Origin of the sequence: Nostoc sp. DedQUE02 (assembly GCF_034531035.1) — a bacterium.
Classification (GTDB): domain Bacteria; phylum Cyanobacteriota; class Cyanobacteriia; order Cyanobacteriales; family Nostocaceae; genus Nostoc.
The window spans coordinates 61,024-79,190 of sequence record NZ_JAVRBY020000014.1 but is presented as its reverse complement, the minus strand read 5'-3'; the positions used below and the strand labels follow the sequence as shown (position 1 = coordinate 79,190).

General features: G+C 42.1%; 15 protein-coding genes. 8 read left to right on the top strand and 7 right to left on the bottom strand.

What is annotated here, in order from left to right; genetic code table 11:
- Window positions 1-372 precede the first annotated feature (372 nt).
- The 3 genes from RMX98_RS14160 to btpA all read right to left on the bottom strand — a co-directional run bounded on the left by RMX98_RS14160 (window position 373) and on the right by btpA (window position 5,004).
- The gene (locus RMX98_RS14160; RefSeq protein ID WP_322680407.1) at window positions 373-2,571 is read right to left on the bottom strand and encodes a CHASE2 domain-containing protein; all 2,199 of its coding nucleotides are present in this window, start codon (window positions 2,569-2,571) and stop codon (window positions 373-375) included.
- A gap of 494 nt (window positions 2,572-3,065) precedes the next feature.
- On the bottom strand, window positions 3,066-4,049 hold the full coding sequence (locus RMX98_RS14155) for a vitamin K epoxide reductase family protein (RefSeq protein WP_322680406.1): 984 nt from the start codon (window positions 4,047-4,049) through the stop codon (window positions 3,066-3,068).
- Window positions 4,050-4,155: 106 nt separating this feature from the next.
- The gene (gene btpA / locus RMX98_RS14150) at window positions 4,156-5,004 is read right to left on the bottom strand and encodes a photosystem I biogenesis protein BtpA (RefSeq protein ID WP_322680446.1); all 849 of its coding nucleotides are present in this window, start codon (window positions 5,002-5,004) and stop codon (window positions 4,156-4,158) included.
- A gap of 755 nt (window positions 5,005-5,759) precedes the next feature.
- Here btpA and rimO point away from each other — a divergent pair.
- Window positions 5,760-7,079, top strand: coding sequence for a 30S ribosomal protein S12 methylthiotransferase RimO (gene rimO, locus RMX98_RS14145; protein ID WP_322680405.1), 1,320 nt, complete (start codon window positions 5,760-5,762; stop codon window positions 7,077-7,079).
- Between the two features lie 281 nt (window positions 7,080-7,360).
- Complete coding sequence (locus RMX98_RS14140; RefSeq protein ID WP_322680445.1) at window positions 7,361-8,890, top strand: DEAD/DEAH box helicase; 1,530 nt, start codon at window positions 7,361-7,363, stop codon at window positions 8,888-8,890.
- A 163-nt stretch (window positions 8,891-9,053) separates the two neighbouring features.
- Here the strand turns inward: RMX98_RS14140 and RMX98_RS14135 are convergent, their stop codons facing one another.
- Window positions 9,054-10,001 (bottom strand): aldo/keto reductase, encoded by a 948-nt coding sequence (locus RMX98_RS14135; protein WP_322680404.1) that lies wholly within the window; start codon window positions 9,999-10,001, stop codon window positions 9,054-9,056.
- 2 nt (window positions 10,002-10,003) lie between these two features.
- Here RMX98_RS14135 and RMX98_RS14130 point away from each other — a divergent pair, with 2 nt between their 5' ends.
- The gene (locus tag RMX98_RS14130; RefSeq protein WP_409881046.1) at window positions 10,004-10,210 is read left to right on the top strand and encodes a hypothetical protein; all 207 of its coding nucleotides are present in this window, start codon (window positions 10,004-10,006) and stop codon (window positions 10,208-10,210) included.
- 99 nt (window positions 10,211-10,309) lie between these two features.
- Here RMX98_RS14130 and RMX98_RS14125 read toward each other — a convergent pair whose 3' ends face one another.
- Complete coding sequence (locus tag RMX98_RS14125) at window positions 10,310-10,534, bottom strand: hypothetical protein (RefSeq protein ID WP_322680402.1); 225 nt, start codon at window positions 10,532-10,534, stop codon at window positions 10,310-10,312.
- 469 nt (window positions 10,535-11,003) lie between these two features.
- Here RMX98_RS14125 and RMX98_RS14120 point away from each other — a divergent pair, with 469 nt between their 5' ends.
- Window positions 11,004-11,690, top strand: coding sequence for a hypothetical protein (locus tag RMX98_RS14120; RefSeq protein WP_322680401.1), 687 nt, complete (start codon window positions 11,004-11,006; stop codon window positions 11,688-11,690).
- 430 nt (window positions 11,691-12,120) lie between these two features.
- Here RMX98_RS14120 and RMX98_RS14115 read toward each other — a convergent pair whose 3' ends face one another.
- The gene (locus tag RMX98_RS14115) at window positions 12,121-12,954 is read right to left on the bottom strand and encodes an Rpn family recombination-promoting nuclease/putative transposase (RefSeq protein WP_322680400.1); all 834 of its coding nucleotides are present in this window, start codon (window positions 12,952-12,954) and stop codon (window positions 12,121-12,123) included.
- A 379-nt stretch (window positions 12,955-13,333) separates the two neighbouring features.
- Between RMX98_RS14115 and RMX98_RS14110 the strand changes: the two genes are divergently transcribed.
- From RMX98_RS14110 to RMX98_RS14095, 4 genes are all read left to right on the top strand, one after another.
- On the top strand, window positions 13,334-14,767 hold the full coding sequence (locus tag RMX98_RS14110; RefSeq protein ID WP_322680399.1) for a BCD family MFS transporter: 1,434 nt from the start codon (window positions 13,334-13,336) through the stop codon (window positions 14,765-14,767).
- Window positions 14,768-14,843: 76 nt separating this feature from the next.
- On the top strand, window positions 14,844-15,650 hold the full coding sequence (locus RMX98_RS14105) for an inositol monophosphatase family protein (protein WP_322680398.1): 807 nt from the start codon (window positions 14,844-14,846) through the stop codon (window positions 15,648-15,650).
- Window positions 15,651-15,889: 239 nt separating this feature from the next.
- Window positions 15,890-16,462: a hypothetical protein gene (locus tag RMX98_RS14100; RefSeq protein ID WP_322680397.1), complete on the top strand. Its 573-nt coding sequence runs from the start codon at window positions 15,890-15,892 to the stop codon at window positions 16,460-16,462.
- Window positions 16,463-16,557: 95 nt separating this feature from the next.
- Window positions 16,558-17,511: an MDR/zinc-dependent alcohol dehydrogenase-like family protein gene (locus tag RMX98_RS14095; protein WP_322680396.1), complete on the top strand. Its 954-nt coding sequence runs from the start codon at window positions 16,558-16,560 to the stop codon at window positions 17,509-17,511.
- 308 nt (window positions 17,512-17,819) lie between these two features.
- Here the strand turns inward: RMX98_RS14095 and RMX98_RS14090 are convergent, their stop codons facing one another.
- Window positions 17,820-18,107 carry a hypothetical protein gene (locus RMX98_RS14090; protein WP_322680395.1) on the bottom strand — a complete coding sequence of 96 codons (288 nt, stop codon included), beginning with the start codon at window positions 18,105-18,107 and terminating at the stop codon, window positions 17,820-17,822.
- Between the last annotated feature and the right edge of the window lie 60 nt (window positions 18,108-18,167).

The following is an 18,167-nucleotide window of genomic DNA, read 5'->3' as shown; positions in this document are numbered from 1 at the left end:
GGAAAAGTAAACTTTTGTAAACATAAAACAATATATGTAGCATTATATCAGGATTTGAAAAACTATGGAACAAAGAGATATAGTTATAAACCGTCATAGTACAGGTATATTTTTTGCAGTATAAATATTTGCAAGAAAAATTTTTTTAATTTATTCTGATGATAAATTCCTTTCTTGGATAAGTTCTTAACGTTTCTTCTTCAGAATAAAAAGCCTTGCTAGGTCTACATCTTGGCGAAAAAGATACCTCTTAGGATATAGCCAAGCTTTTTCAAAACAGTGCCTTGGAGGTATCTCCAAGGCACATTCCTAATTTGAAGGTAAAAATATTAACTAAAGTGAAAAAAATCTGGAGGCTTGATTCTTGACTAATTAAGCGAACTCGTAGCGATTTTTACCCAGACGCTTGGCACGGTACATTGCTGCATCTGCTTGTTTCATCAAAGTTTCACTGTCTTGACTGTTGTATGGGTAGACACTAATGCCAATACTGGCAGAGATTCGGATTGCATAGCCGTCCAAAACAATTGGCTTGCTAATACTACTTAAAATTTTTTCGGCGACTTTAGCAGCTATTTGGACATTAGGAATTGCCCGTAAAATTATAGTAAATTCATCGCCACCTAAACGAGAAACTGTATCACTAGCCCGTAAACAGTTGCTGAGTCTTCCAGCGATAGTCATTAGCAAGCGATCGCCTGTCTCATGTCCCAAAGTATCATTGACTTGTTTAAAACCATCTAGATCAATAAACAGCAGTCCCAGCAACAAGTTATTGTGTTGCGCCCAATGTAAGGACTCGTGAAGTTGTTCAGCAAAAAATTTGCGATTGGATAAACCCGTCAGGGGATCGTGATACGCTAGATAACGTAAGTGGTCTTCTTTGAGCTTTAATTCATTGTTAGAGCGGAATAGTTCAGCAGCAGTCCGCTTAAGCCGTTCTTCCATCAACTTGCGCTGAGTAATATCCCGGATAACCCCAACTAAAAAGAAATTGCCAGCTGAGTCTTTATGGAGCGATCGCTTAGTGGCAATTTGATAAGTCTGCCCATCGGCATTTGTAAATTCTTCTTCATGTTCTTGGGGTTGCTGAGTCAGAAAAACAAGATCATCCTGTTGGCGAAACACATCAGCTTCATGTTTCGGGAAAAAGTCATAGTCTGACTTTTCAAGTAACAACTGATTCGGATAACCAATAAATCGACAATACGCCTCATTTAAAACAATCCACTGGTGTTGTTCATTTTTTACAAAAATTGGATCGGGAATCGTGTTGATCACGTGATGCAAAAATTCCTTGGAACGTTTCCACTCTCCCTGAATATGAGCAATATGACTGATCATCCAAATAGCTGAACTGCCAAAGCTAAACAGTGAGGGAATAAGCGGTATCCACCAACCGTACAAGAAACTAAGGTATGTACTCACGGTCAATACAAAACAACAAACTAGGATAATAAGCAGGCTCCTAGTTGCATGTTGTATCCGCCATGTCGTCACACCTCCCAGATAAGACCAGATAAAAATCCATAAGTATTCCACCAAGTCAGGCCAGACTTTGAGTAATGGCCGGCCATCAACAGCAGCAGAGATTAACTCACTGATAAAATAAGCTTGCAGTTGAATACCAGGTACAGGCTTTGCCGTACCCATTAGACTACTGGAGTAGGGAATGAATACAAAATCCTGGAGACTGGGTGCGGTGGAACCTATCAGTATAATCCGATCTTTGATTAAGTTTTCTTTGACTTTACCAGCCAGCACATCTCTCATTGATACCTGGCGAAAACTACAAAATTCTCCAGATGAACTTTGACATTTGGGTTTGGGAAAATTAGCTAAAATTTGGTAGCCTCTAGCATCCGCCCCCACATAAGCACCATCATTAGCCTCAAAACGAGTAAATACTGTCTTACCCAATTGCAAATATTCAGGGTTGCTTTTTGCTTTGCTAGGGGTAATCCCCTTTGGCTTTAAATACAATAAAGCCAACTTCAGGGCAAAACTTTCGTGTACTTGATTTTTAACGTGCCAATATAACAAACTGCGACGCACTTTACCATCAAGATCGTACAGCACGTTGTTAAAGCCCACTTGATCCTGATTCAGTCCCACTGGAGGCAAAACACTAAAGTTTTTGTCATTTGCTAATAGTTCAATACCAATTAAGTTGGGTATAGACCGATAAGCATTACGCAGTTCTTGATTACCAGGTTCTACTGGCAAATTTCTGTAGATATCTAAGCCAATAGCACGGGGTTTGTGGACATTTAATTTTTGCAACAACAGGGCAATTTTCGCATCTGGAATCGGCCACGAACGTATTTCGTTTAAATAGGCCTCATCAATCACTACAATCGTAATACGATTTTCTGGCGGTTCATTTGGACGTAAGCGAAAGAATTGATCCAAAGCTGCCAACTCCAAAGATTGCAATAATCCGATGGAGTGCAAAAGCAGGACGCAGACTGCAACGCTGCCAGCAGTAATCAATTCTCTGTGTCCTCGACTAAGCGATTGTTTCAGTCCAAAGATGAACTTTACAAAACGCTTGCCTAGCTGCTGATTCATTCCCATTACCTGGTGAAATATTCTCTATTTCCTATAGCCATTAACTATCGGACTAACATAGCTTAAGCTAGAGCTAAATAGAGTTTCTCAGAGTTTTTTCAACTCAGCAATTATTCAAAACATCGTCGTCTTTGTGATGTATTAGCATATATTGAAGCAACTTCCAACAGAAACACCTTTGGGTTTGGCGCTGAGATGATTACCTCCGAAGGTGGCTCCCAAATTCTCGAAAATAAATTAAATCATACATTAAGTTAAAGTAAATATACTTAATTGATTTCCTTTAACCTAATATATTTGCAGATGAAAGCCGCAGGAAAATTGCTAATAGGGTATTGGATAACACCAATTATCGATTACTAAAAATAAAAAGCCAACTGGAAACAAATTTTTCTGTATTTATCCAGTTGACTATGGTGTGTGAACTACTCCGTAACCGTAGGCTGGTGTAGACTTTCCAATTGGGAAGCGCAGCTGAGGCTTCTTCAAGGCAATTACTTGAAATACTTGAAGTTACGAGGCCCTGTGTAACCAGAAACTTTCGCTAGTTCCTCCAAGTTTTGGACTCCGCTATAGCTTTTGCCACTGATAATCCAGGTGGGGAAGCCTTCAATTTTTGCGGCTTTACATACTTCTGGTTGAGCTTTGAGTCCATCGGGAGCGCACTCTACCTTAATATCATTATTGATTATTTCTTCGGCCTGTTTACCAAAAAGCAGCTTTTGTTCATGACAGTGAGGACACCAGTAAGCAGTGTATTCCTTCGCGCCTACCTTCGCCAGATGGCGTGCTAAGGCTATTTCTGCTTCACCAGAAGTAGTGGTAACTTCCCAACCGAACGCTGGGCTTGGATTTTCCTTGGGAGTAAAGGTAATTTTTGTCGGTTGTCCAGGAGTTGCAGGTGTAACATCTGATTGATTCACGCCAGCATAAACGCCTAAAGTACCAATCAGTGTTACCATCCCGACAATCAAGGCAGTAAACAAGATTTGTCCAATATCCTCCCAAGTCCGACCGATAATCGTTAGTATCAAAAGACTCACAGAGAACAAAGCTGAACCGATACAGTAAGGACAAATAGCTTTGATTTGAGATGTCAGCACATACATTAAGTAGCCGCTAAAGACAGACATAGCGATCGCACCTACCAGCAGCAGCCACCACGTCCAATTTTCCAATTGTTTGCGGTTATTGTTTTCCCCTGACTTTAATCCCAAAGGGGCTAAAGCCAATATCACCATACTGGTGTATGCCAAAAACCCAAACAAAGCTAATGGCTGACCAAAAACCGTTGCCCAAGGACTGGAAAGTACATCATTACAGCCCTTAGCACCAGCCTGTGCCACACAAGCGGCACTGCCTCCGGTTAACTTTTCTATGGTGAGATAACCTGTGATCAGAGCCCCACATCCAGCGATCGCGGCAATCAATGGACGTGACCATTTATGAATCCAAGGAGTAGAACGACGGCGAATCATAAATTGTTATTAGTTATTGGTTATTGGTTATTGGTTAATGGGCATTGGGCATTATAATTATTTCTTCCCATGCCCTATTCCCCATGCCCCATGCCCCATGCCCCAATTAAGAATGTAACTTTACTTGTTCAGCTGATTTACTTTCACCTTTAGAGTTCCAATTGCGACGGGCAGCTTCTACGAATTGGCTGACGCGAATTGGGTCAATTGGTTGCTCAATGCGTCCATGACGTTTCAGGGAACTGGAAACTATTACACCATCTGCTGCTTGCATCAATGTATCAATATTTTCCCAATTAGCTCCACTGCCGATGAACACTGGCGTGCCATTTGCTGCACCACAAGCTAGTTCCAAATCTTCTAAGTTAGGAGGACTACCAGTAGCCCAACCCGATAAAATCACTCCGTCTGCTAAACCCCTTTCAATGGTGTCTTTCACGGCGACGGTGAGATTTGGAGAACTCAAAGGACGGGCGTGTTTCACCAGCACATCGGCCAGGATTTTAACATCACAACTTAACTCACGTCGATAGCGGAGTAGTTGATGGGCTTCTCCCTCAATTAATCCTTGATCGGTTGCCATCACGCCTGTGAGGACGTTGACGCGGATAAATTGCGCTTGTACACAGCTAGCGATCGCTATTGCACTTTTGGCATCGTTTCGCAAAACATTTAAGCCTATGGGCAAAGTCACCAAATTCTGTATTCGCTGCACCACAATGGTCATGGCACTTACAACCACTGGATCGACTTGATTTTTGGTAAACGGCGCGTCGAAAAAATTCTCGACAATCAGACCGTCAACCCCTCCACTTGCTAAGGCTGCGGCTTCTTGTTCAGCACGGTCAATTACCGCTTTGAGGCTACCCCCCCAACGGGGTGAGGTAGGCAGTGGTAGCAGGTGAACCACGCCAATAATTGGTGAGCGAGTTTTAAATATCTGATATAAATCCACGTCTTTAATCCGCCTCGCACAGTCTAGAGTCCAGAATTTTTTGACTATTGAACGCCAGTTCAACACCACTCCCCTGAAGGTTGGGAACCTCTATATAAGGGTGGCTCTTCAACGGGGAAAACCCCGCACGTGACTGGCCCCTCTTGACCCTTGACTCTTGACTTTTCATTAACTAGTCAAATGTGTTTTATGATAGTCGGTTTATTGCCTCTTTCCTCAGATGGAAATTGGCGTGTAACCTCCCATAAGATATGTTAAGATAAAACCTGGCTACAAGAGGAGTTTGCCACTCACTAGACGCAAGGCAGCTTTCCGTGGTTTAGGCGTCTTGTCCGCGCATTGTCGTAGGACTTGCCAATCGCCAGGGTAGCATTACTGCTTTATAGGCGTAGTCGCTTTCGTCGATTTCCCTGAGGGTAGCGACTTCTCACAACAAGCCCTTTGGGCGGCTTCCCGATGGGTAGGTTAACAAGGCACACGCTGTGGTAATGTAAAATACCAATAGGCGAATTGTTAAAAAAGATTACAAGTGTCAAATGTACCCAAAGACACTTCAATTTACCCTGGGGAACAGATTGATAAAAATATCATAACATGACCTCTATTTTTATTATTAATAGGGTCATAAGTCCACGGACAATTGCTGACAGTGGAAATCTGCCACTGTATTGTTATTAGAAGGATAGCGATCAGAAAAAAGCGAAATTAGCGCCAGAATGTTGATTACAAGAAAAAAATGAAGATATTTTCAAAATATGGGTGACAAGCCAACGATTGCCATTTCTCACCTGGGCTGCGAGAAAAATCGAATTGATACAGAACACATGCTGGGAATGCTCACAGAAGCAGGCTACGGTGTAGATACAAATGAAGAGTTAGCAGATTACGTTATTGTTAATACTTGTAGTTTTATTGAAGCGGCCCGGCAAGAATCTGTCAGAACTTTAGTAGAACTGGCAGAGGCAAATAAAAAGATCGTAATCACTGGCTGTATGGCGCAACACTTCCAAGAACAACTTTTGGAGGAGTTGCCTGAAGCAGTAGCCGTTGTGGGTACAGGCGATTATCACAAAATTGTAAATGTAATTGAGCGTGTTGAACTTGGCGAGCGGGTCAAACAGGTTAGTATAGAGCCAACCTACATTGCCGACGAAACGACACCGCGCTATCGCACTACAACGGAAGGCGTTGCTTACCTCCGGGTTGCGGAAGGATGTGATTATCGTTGTGCATTTTGTATAATTCCTCATCTTCGAGGAAATCAGCGATCGCGTACTATTGAATCTATCGTCGCCGAAGCGGAGCAATTAGTTAGTCAAGGGGTAAAGGAAATTATTCTAATTTCCCAAATCACTACTAATTACGGTCTAGATATTTACGGCCAGCCAAAATTAGCCGAATTACTTCGCGCTTTGGGGAAAGTAGATATACCGTGGATCAGAATGCACTATGCTTATCCCACGGGACTGACCCCAGATGTGATAGCGGCGATTCAAGAAACACCCAACGTCCTGCCTTATCTAGATTTGCCCTTGCAGCATTCTCATCCAGAGATTCTCCGCGCTATGAACCGTCCTTGGCAAGGACGCGTAAATGATGGGATTATAGATCGCATCAAAACGGCACTACCAACAGCCGTACTGCGGACTACATTTATTGTTGGTTTCCCAGGAGAAACACAAGAGCATTTTGAGCATCTACTAGAGTTTGTTCAACGGCATGAATTTGACCATGTTGGTGTCTTTACCTTTTCCTCTGAGGAAGGAACTCCAGCTTATAAGTTGCCAAATCAGTTGCCACAGTTGGTGATGGACGAGCGCCGATACCAACTGATGGAACTCCAGCAACCGATTTCTCAAAAGAAAAATCAACAGGAAGTAGGCAAAATCGTCGATGTCCTGATTGAGCAAGAAAATCCTGAAAGTGGTGAATTAATCGGTCGTTCAGGTAGATTTTCCCCAGAGGTTGATGGTCTGGTGTATGTCAAAGGCCAGGCAAAATTAGGAACCATTGTGCCAATAGCGATTCACCACGCTGATACATACGACCTCTATGGTCAAGTAGTCAATAACTAAATTGTCCTTTGTCTTTTGTCCTTTGTCTTTTGTTAAATGACCCTTACAGATTCACCCTTATCTCAATATCAACGCTGCATTAATGGCAGTTTTCATGAGGGTTTACCTGAAGTTCGGGGACTCACTCGTGGGCATAGCTTCTCTAAGAGTTGAGGCTTTGCTATCGCCCAAGGCTTACTAACTAGCCAATAACTTAATGACTAATGACTAATGACTAATGACTAATAACTAATGACTAAATGACTAATCCAAAAATCCTTACAAAAAATTTAGGAGAATTAATGACTCTTTCATTCCAAGAATTAGGCATTTCCCAAGAACGTGTCGAACAACTAGAAAAAATCGGTTTTACCGAACCAACTAACATTCAAGTGCAAGCAATTCCCCAATTGCTAGCCGGTCGTGATGTGGTAGGTCAATCTCAAACTGGAACAGGCAAAACGGCAGCATTTTCACTACCAATTTTAGAGCGGCTGGATGTTAATCAAAAAGCCGTGCAAGCCATAGTTTTAACACCAACTCGTGAATTAGCGATGCAAGTTCACGATGCGATCACGCAATTCATCGGTAATGAAGGATTGCGGGTGTTAGCAATCTATGGTGGTCAATCAATTGACCGTCAAATGCTGCAACTCAAACGTGGCGTTCACATGGTCGTGGGTACTCCCGGACGGGTGATCGATTTGCTCGATCGCGGCTGTCTAAAGCTCGATCAAGTGAAGTGGTTTGTGTTGGATGAAGCTGATGAAATGTTGAGCATGGGCTTTATCGACGATGTGATCAAAATCCTCTCGCAAGCGCCCGTAGAGCGGCAAACAGCTTTATTCTCGGCAACAATGCCACCATCGATTCGGATGTTGGTGAACAAATTCTTGCGATCGCCGGCAACTGTCACCGTTGAACAGCCAAAAGCCGCTCCCAACAAAATCAATCAAGTAGCTTACTTGATCCCCCGCCACTGGACAAAAGCCAAAGCTTTACAGCCAATTCTGGAAATGGAAGATCCAGAAACAGCTTTAATCTTTGTCCGCACCAGACGCACCGCCGCAGAACTTACCAGTCAGTTGCAATCTGCTGGTCACAGTGTTGATGAATACCACGGCGACTTGTCCCAACAAGCACGGGAAAGGTTATTAGTTAGATTCCGTAACCGTCAAGTTCGCTGGGTGGTAGCAACTGATATTGCAGCACGCGGGTTAGATGTCGATCAACTCTCCCACGTAATCAACTATGACTTACCCGATAGCGTAGAAACCTACGTCCATCGCATTGGCCGTACTGGTCGTGCAGGTAAAGAAGGAACAGCAATTTCCTTGGTGCAGCCATTTGAGCGGCGCAAGCAGCAAACATTTGAACGTCATAACCGCCAAAGTTGGCAATTGCTGTCAATTCCTACACGCGCCCAGATTGAAGCAAGACACATTCTGAAATTGCAAGAACAGGTGCGAGAAGCTTTGACAGGTGAACGTTTGGCTTCATTCTTGCCGATTGTCAGCGAACTGATTGAAGAATACGATGCTCAGGCGATCGCCGCCGCTGCATTGCAAATCGCTTACGATCAAACTCGTCCCGCTTGGTTGAGTTCAGACGTGGAAATTCCCCAAGAGGAAAGTTCCGCTCCCAAACCAAGACTCGGCAAACGTCGTGAATCTTCTAGCGATCGCCCCCGTGCTGCCTGGAAATCAGATAGCAGCAATGGTGAAGAAAGACATTCTTCTCCCAAGCCCAAACTGCGGACAAGTGGACAGGATTCTTCTGCATCTCCTAGTAAAAAGATAGGTTCACCTACAGCTAGGGAATCAGCTTCTTAGTCAAGAGTTAGAAGTTAATCAATTTTGGATTTTAGACTTTTCCTTTAATCCAAAATCAAAATCTAAAATTCGGCAAAGTTGAGAGTTGAGAGTTAAGAGTCAAGAGTTAAGATTTTGACTTTATACTCTTGACTTTTTGGCTTTTTTAGGAAAATCAAAAATACTATAGCCAAGGACGACTAACTTGTTCTAACTCTCTAATTTCATCATCGTTCAATCTCCAGCCCAAAGCACCAGCATTCTGCCGTACCTGTTCGGCTGTCTTCACCCCAGCAATGGGAATAACATTCCCCTGAGCAATTAACCAGTTGAGAGCAACTTGGGCAGGGGTGCGATTGTATTTTTCTCCGAAATTGCGTAGCAAAGATATGACTGGGGCAATTTTTTGCAAACCTTCTTTTTTGAACCGTGGGTCTATTTTCCTCGCACCAGTGGGTGTTTCAGCATTATCAATACTGTACTTGCCTGTAAGTAATCCCTGAGCTAAAGGACTATAAGCCAAAATAGTTACACCCAACTCACGCGCAGTTGCGATAATACCTTTGCTTTCAACTTGGCGACTGAGTAAAGAATAGCGTACTTGGTTCACAGCCAAAGGCACTCCACGAGCTGCCAATATTTGATGCGCGTCTCGCATTTGCTCTGCTGAGTAATTACTCACACCGACTGCGGCAATCCTGCCCCGCTTCACTTCATCCGCTAGGGCATTCATCAAAGTTTCTTGACTTAAAAAGAAGGCAAAAGGCCAATGCACTTGGTACAGCGCGATTCGTTCTAATTGTAGGCGTTTGAGGCTGGCTGTTAAAGCATCAGAGACGGATTGGGCTGTAAATCGCCACGGTAGGGGGCCAAATTTTGTGGCGATTTGCACAGGTTGTTGCGTCTGTTGCAGAAATTGCCCCAAAAATTCCTCGCTTTTTCCCATTCCATAGATTTCAGCAGTATCAAAGAAGGTAATACCAGCTTCTAAGGCTGCTGTAAAGGCTTCTTGTAACTGTTCTGGGCCGTAGGCATTGCCATAATTCCAAAATAGTTTATCACCCCAAGCCCAAGTGCCGATGCACAAGGGTGTAACAACTGGGCCATTTTGCCCCAATGTGATGTTTTCCACGGTTGCAAAATTTAGTTTATTTACATTTCTTTACTTTTATAGTGTATCGTTATAGACAAGATTGGGTGCGATCGCCATCTCTTGATCTCTTGGCTGCAAATCTTGTGGTGCTAGGCGTAACCCGCACTTCTTTACGAGACGCTGCGCGTGAGCGTACCGTGCAAGTGGTACGACAAAGCTCAGTCACCATCCTAGACATCGCAGTTTAGATAAATATTCACAAACTATATTTGACAATATATATATTCTCATAATTAAGGGAGGCTAATGACCTCCCTTTAATAATAGTTGAGTGTATTTACTTGTATTTATGAATTAGATGATTTATCTTGTTTGGCTTTTTTGATTAATTCCATGTAGACATTAATCTCACTAATTTCTACGTCATGCTCAACTCTGGTTACTTTCCATTTCTCCTTTTTTAGATAAACTTCCTCTCCTACTCTGGGAGTAAATTGGAGATCGTAAAACTTTTTTAGAAAATCTCTTTGGTTTTCTTCCCATAATATGACTTTGACTGGTTCTTTACTCATTGCTTATGCCTTTTTGGTTACTGGATGAAGCTAAGTAGTTTGATGACATACATACGGCAAGTTTATCTTACTAATTCAATGTAATAACGTAGTTAAAACCACATTTTAATATTGATATTTTTATCTGGCTTGATTGCGTCCGATAAATTTACAATGCAATACCATAATGTATCCGCTCAATAAATAGGGGAAAGAAAGAAAAATAAGAGGATACAAAGATACACACTTATCGTAGAATATAGCTCATGACGCAGAAATCATTTTCAAACAGAAACATTCCTATGTTCACTGGTACAATCACTTTGTTCTCACTAATGCTGGAGCGCGATCGCTATTTTTTAGCTAGTTCCTGCTCAATGTTGTGAAGGGTTATAGCTACCATGATTGATAAGTATTTTTAAATAATAGGGAGAATGAGCGCACACTAGTAACGGAAAATTAAGCTCTGGGCAGTGAGACGAGTAAACTGATGACGCAAAAGCAAGAATCAAATCAAAATAATATAAAGAATAAAAATTTTCCTTGGACTTGGATTTCTGTATGTATTGTTAGTTTTATTTTTGGGTTGATTTTATTTTGGAGTTGGAGACAACAACTTAATAAAGCTAAAGCCTTAGAGCAGTGTATTTCTCGTCCTTCAGTTTCAACGAATACTGCATCCTCTGACTCAGATTCTTTGAGAAGTGATTTAACAGTAAGCCCAGAAACTATAAACCGCTTAAAGAATGATATTTGTGAAAATTTAATAATTAAATATGAATATGCTAGTAATATAAATTGGTTTTGGAATCTTCTTATACTTTTTAGCAGTGTCGGGGCAACATTAGCTCTTGCCATAGCAGATGATACAAAAATGAGAGCTTTTTTAGGATGTTTTGCTACGGCTTTAGTATCTATTCGTTCTGTAATTCCAGTCGCCCAATGGTCTGCTTTTCATCAAAGTTTAGCAGGAGAAGGGCGAAGTTTGCTGATTAGACTTAATTATAGTAAAAATGCCAATCAACCTGCTGAATTTGAAGAAATTGTAAAGGCTTACGAAAGAGCAATATTACATGCAAGTTCAGATCAACCAACTGTTAATTCAGTTGTGAGTCCTACACCAGATTCAAGTGTTAGTCCAACCCCAGAATTAAATACTAAACCTCAATCCCAATAACAATGCTTAGATTATTTAATGTGTTGCTCAGTTTATTGAATAAGGAAATGTGTTGTTGTGATCTGGCTAATATTTTTTCATATCCATGAAAAATAAATGCATGATTAACTTTTTATAAGTTGTAATTTTTGAACTTTATATGTTGTAACATTTATATAAAAATAAGCAGCACGTCACATTAAGGAGATAGGATATAATACTGAACTTTACACATTTGCGAGTCCCCGCATTGGAGTTCTAGATTTTGCTGCTGTTAATAACATTTTAGGCGAGTCTAGAGGGGCTATACAAACTTAAAGGCTGAAGTTTTCTATTACTAAATCCCAACTTCGATGAAGTGATGAGCATCTTAATCTGTCACATTTTGGCGCGTTCGCTCTGGAGACCATAAAGAGCAATTAAGGATTTTAATCAAGCTCTCCTCATTATTTTATGTGCCTGACTGTGCAGCAAGCTGAACAGCTTCTATATCAACATTGAGGTGTTGAGCAATCTGCTCCACACTCATCCCTGTTTTTAGTAACAGAGGCACGGTAAGTTTCAACATTTCAGCTTCCCGTTCTTCTCGACCTTCCTCTCGACCTTCTTCTCGACCTTCTTCTCGACCTTCGGCTTTCGCTTCCTGATAAACTCTTGTTTGCTCCAAAGTCAATCCCAGCATAGCTTCAACTTCCTCTCTACTCAAGGTCGAAAACTTATAAACGGCGATTGTGGTTATGATATCGAGTATTTCGTTTTTCGGCAGTGTGTCCGTTTCTTCTAATTTTACTCGCTCAATTAATTGCTTTGCTTGCTGTGCCATCACTTCATCCGATGCTAGAGTCAACTGCATCAAGTTGATACCTATTGGCTGCTGATTAGTCGCGCCTAACTCATCTAAATAGATTCGCTGCACTTGGTCACTGTTGAGAAATATTCGATGAGTTTTTTGATCGCTTGGTTCCAAGGAACGTGATGAAAAAATTACCACACAGAACCAGTCCTCGTACTGAGAACGATTCCGGTTCAGGTACATCAGCGACTCGGTAAAGAACCGATGGTAGAGGGCTTCATCTTTTTGGAATTGAACTTCAGCAAAAAAGATTACCCTGGATGTTGCATCCTCTGGAGGTAAAAACACACCATCCATGCGAAAAGCGGTTTCTTTGACTTCAACTGATTCAAATCTATAGTTTTGCCCTTGTAGAGGAGGATTATCAACCAATTCAAAGAGTAACCCAGGAAAGCGCTTAAAAATTTGATAGTAAATGGAGTCTCGTTTCACTACTTCATCCTAAAATTCTCTTGTTATGCGTAGGCGTAGCCCGCACTTCTCTACGAGACGCTCCGCGTAGCTTGCTTCCACGAAGTGGTACGGCTGCGCAGAAATCGAGCGACTTGCACTGAGTTTCGACTACGCTCAACTACCGCGGCGTCGAAGTGAGTCGAGATTCAGTGACCGTTGTAGACATCGCAGATTATAACCAAGCCATAAGGATTAATCCTAACTTGGCTGAAGCTTATGCTAATTGGAGAGTATAACTGCTTGCTAAATAACTGCAATCGCAACTTCCACTTTTCGTTCGCTGATTTTGAGCGGGTAGGGTTTATCTTTATTTAAAGAGAGAGAGATTAAATCCTATAAACTATACGAAAAAGTATCTATGGCAAGCGGTGAAGTATTTGATACCAAAACAAAATCCCTATCTGTGCCAAGGGTAAACCTGCTGACCATGTTCCGGCTGGGTTTATTTCAGATGGGGTTGAGCATGATGTCAATTTTGACTCTGGGAGTACTTAACAGAGTCATGATTCAAGAAATTGCAATTCCAGCGACGCTGGTATCAGTAGTTCTAGCACTGCCCTTATTTGTTGCTCCTTCCCGTGTCTGGTTCGGCCAGATTTCTGATGCCAAGCCGTTATGGGGATATCACCGTACAGCTTATGTTTGGGTGGGTGCGGCAATATTTGCGATCGCAGCATTTTTAGCTGTACAAGTAATATGGCAGATGAATCTTGCCGCTACTAGTGCAGGTGGCTGGGTATGGACAACCCAAACAATCGGTTGGACAGCACTTTTGGCTTTGGTTTTCGCTATCTACGGTTTAGGAATTTGTGCTAGCGGTACAGCATTCGCTGCTTTGTTGGTGGATATATCTGAAGAAGATAATCGTTCCAAAGTAGTTGGTGTGGTTTGGTCGATGTTAATGGTGGGGATTATTGTTGGGGCAATTATCAGTGCCAGTTTGCTGAAACAATTAACGCCAGAAGCAACCTTAGAAACCTTGCAAGCATCTATCACCAGGCTGTTTACTATCGTTCCAGCAATTGTATTTGGTTTAGCGATCGCCGCCACATTCGGCGTAGAAAAAAAGTACTCTCAATACTCAACCCGTTCCACACTGGTGAACCGAGAAGACAGCATTACTCTAGGCAATGCTTGGAAAATATTGACAGCTAGCCCCCAAACAGGTATATTTTTTACCTTTTTATTGGTGATGACCATCAGTTTGTTTATGCAAGACCCGATTTTGGAACCTTATGCAGGTCAAGTGTTTAAAATGCCGCTAGCAGAAAGTACCAAATTAAATATTTTTTATGGAACAGGTCTACTGATTGCCTACGGAGTTACGGGTTTTTACATTGTCCCGCGTTTGGGTAAGCGCAGAACTGCACGTTTTGGCTGTATGTTGGTAGCATTCTGTGCAATCTTGCTAGGTATCTCAGGATTCACAGCTAATGCAGCAGTTCTTAAACTAAGTTTGGTCTTGTTCGGTTTAGCCACAGGTTTCCTAACTACAGCCGCAATTAGCTTGATGTTGGATCTCACGGCAGCAGAAGCCGCAGGTACGTTTATTGGAGCATGGGGATTAGCGCAGTCCATCTCTAGAGGAATCGCCGTGGTAATTGGAGGTACAGTTTTGGATATTGGAAGCAGGTTTTTACCAAGCCTAGAGTTAGCTTATGGACTGGTATTTGTTCTAGAAGCCGTGGGAATGGTGCTGTCGATTTGGTTTTTGAATCGAGTGAACATCACAGAATTTCAAACAAGTACAAAGCTTGCGATCGCTTCAGTTTTAGAAAGCGATTTAGATTAAACTGTATAGGGCATGGGGGATTGGGTATGGGACAAATGACCAATGACCAATGATAAATGACAATGACAATTAACCAATGAATGATTTTTGGACAACAATTCTTGATTTTGCCCAAACTACCACTACCAGAGTCGGCAAGCAGCTAATGCAAGATTTTGGGAAAGTCCAGGCTGACCAAAAAGCTGATGGTAGTTTGGTGACGCAAGCAGATAAATGGGCAGATCAGGAAATTCGGGATGCGATCGCTTCTACTTTCTCTGGCTACGGCATTTTGAGCGAAGAGAGCGATCAGTCATTTCCCGGTACGGAGTGGTGCTGGGTAATTGATCCTCTTGATGGTACAACCAACTTTACACGCGGCATTCCCATCTGGACAATTTCTTTGGGTTTACTGTATCGAGGCACACCCATTTTTGGGTATGTTTACGCACCAACCTTGAATCAAGCCTTTCATGGTTTTTGGCCAGGTTCATCTGGGTTAGCAACGCCAATAGGAGCATTTCTCAACAACCACCCCATCCACACTAGTATAGATAGTCTCAGTAACAATCACTTTTTCAACCTCTGTTCTCGTAGTACCGCAGCTATCAAAAACGGCTTTCCCTGTAAAATTCGGATGTTGGGTGTGGCTAGCTATAACTTCTTGACGGTTGCCACTGGAGCAACATTAGGTGGTATTGAGGCGACACCAAAAGTTTGGGACTTAGCCGGGGCTTGGGTAATTGTCCAGGCTGCTGGTGGAACCTGGTCATCGCTTAAATCAGAACCGTTTCCATTGTCACCGGGAGAAGATTATAGCGATCGCTCTTTTCCCACCCTTGTGGTTAGTCACCCAGAATTAGTTCAAGTATTTCAACCTTTTCTCGAAGGTGTAAAAATTTAATTTTTCGTGATTTAATTTTTTGTGTATTTATACCTGATAATAGTTATTTTGTCAACCACTATAGTCTATAGTAGATGGCGGCACATCGATATTAAACTTAACAAGACCCCAGTCAAACAAAGAATTTAGTATAAATAAAGCTAGTAATAATCCTGATTTAAGTGCAAGACCAGTGTAGTTATTAATTTAAGTATTGTTGTGACTTTAATTACACTGGTTAACTTAATATAAATAATTTTATGTTATCTAATCTAGATTTAATTCGAGAGTTTGTGCAAAACTCTATCCAGAAAAAAGAAGTTTTGTTGTCAAATCCTACTTTGACAGCGCAAACAGTGTATAAAGCAAACCAACTAACAGCGAAATCTGAAGGTGTGATTGCCACAGTCCAACTATCTAACACCTTATCTGAATTCCTGATTTCTCCAAAATCATCCCAGTGGGAATTGATAAATCAGGTATTAGCAGAATATGCTTATCTCCTCAAAGGAGAAGTAGATAGTCGGGGTTTCTATCAGTATCAATACTGCGAAGTTCCCAAAGGTTATCAGATGCACTGTACTAAATCTGTCATTTTATGGCGAGCTTGGTGGAAATATCGCAAGTATACTTCAAGACCGGGGATTCCGTTGGAACTTCTGATTAGAACACGAGATTCATGGTATCCAGTTAGAGATTTAGTTATTAGCGACGGACTTCTCTATATCAAAACCTTGGGAAGTGAGATTGCACTTAGTTCAGATGACTTGGTTACTTGGTTAAGCAAAATGGATGTAACCAAAATCAAAGAAATACCTTCTACAGAGACATAAGTGTGGGTATGGTGGTACAGATGTATGCCCCTATTATTTGTAAACATTTTTCAAAGTAGTATGACAACATAATTAGACAAAGGACGTAAAGAGCAATGAAAGGACTTTGGCTCGAAAATAACCAGTTGCAACTACGCACGGATATTCCCATTCCTGAACCACCGCCGGGAGAAGCCTTGGTGCGCGTCTTACGTGCAGGTATCTGTAACACTGACCTAGAACTTCTTAGAGGCTACTATCCCTATACTGGTATTTTAGGTCATGAATTTGTCGGTGTCGTTGAACAAGGGCCAGAACACTTAGTTAACCAGCGTGTAGTTGGAGAAATCAACGCGGTATGTGGGCATTGTCGGTTTTGTCGTAGTGGACAAGCAACTCACTGCGAAAATCGCACAGTTTTAGGTATTGTCAACCGCAATGGAGCCTTTAGTGAATATCTTTGTTTGCCGGTGGAAAACCTGCATTTAGTACCCGATAATGTGCCGACAGAAGTAGCAACATTTACTGAACCTATAGCAGCAGCTTTGGAAATTCAGCAGCAAGTGCCATTGCATCCAAACGATCGGGTGTTAGTGGTTGGAGATGGCAAATTAGGGCAGTTGGTAGCCCAGACACTAGCCCTAAGTGGCTGTGAACTCTTAGCTGTGGGGCGTCATCGGGAAAAATTGGCTAACTTAGAAGCACGGGGAATAAAAACGAGTCTAGCTGATGATGTTACAAATGGATATTTCGATATTTCAGTAGAATGCACTGGCAATCCAGAAGGATTTGCGATCGCCCGCCGTGCCTTACGTCCCCGTGGTACTCTTGTACTAAAAAGTACTTATGCTGGCAACCTCAGCCTAGATGCTTCTTCTCTAGTAGTTGATGAAATCACCCTCATCGGCTCCCGTTGTGGCCCCTTTACTCCGGCTCTCCAGCTACTAGCCACAGGAAAAGTTGACGTGCAACCCCTAATTCATGCCACCTATCCTCTTATTGAAGGGCTTGCAGCTTTTGAACACGCTCAGAGTCGGGGTGTTTTAAAGATATTGTTAGAGATTAGTTAATTGTCATTGGGTATCGGACACTTGTACTGAGATTTCGACACAACGACTACGCGGTAGTTGAGCGTAGTCGAAACTCAGTGCATCGCTGCGCGGTAATCGAGCGACTTGCACTGAGCGCAGTCGTTGTGAGTCAAGATTCAACTACCGCGAAGTCGTTGGCGCAGCCTCTCGTAGAGAAGTATTGGGCATTGGGGAGGCAGTGCAGTCTTCTCCCATTCGTGAAAGGCTAGCGCCAAGGAGTCTCTCCAAGTGGAGCAACTGCCATCATTGGGTATGAGTTATTTTCCTTGTCGCCTCGTCCCCACTCCCTAATATAGATAAGGATTAGTCTTTGGTTGATAGTCACGACAATGGATCGCTTCTTCTGTATTGGCAATAGATGGGCGTACAGTACATTTAAGACGGTAATCGTCGGTAAAAAATTGGCAACCAGTACAGGGAATTTGATGCATTTGCTTGGCTGTACTAACACTATCTCGTGCGGCCGTCCAGAGATTTAAAACAAGCAGAATAGTTACAGTCCAAGCAACTACAAAACAAATCGGGACTAATAAAGGTTGAATCCCATTAATTAAGAAAAATATCAATTGAAGCACAGTATGTCCTGATACAAATTAGGAGTTAAAAGTATATTAACTCTTAACTCCTAATTCTTA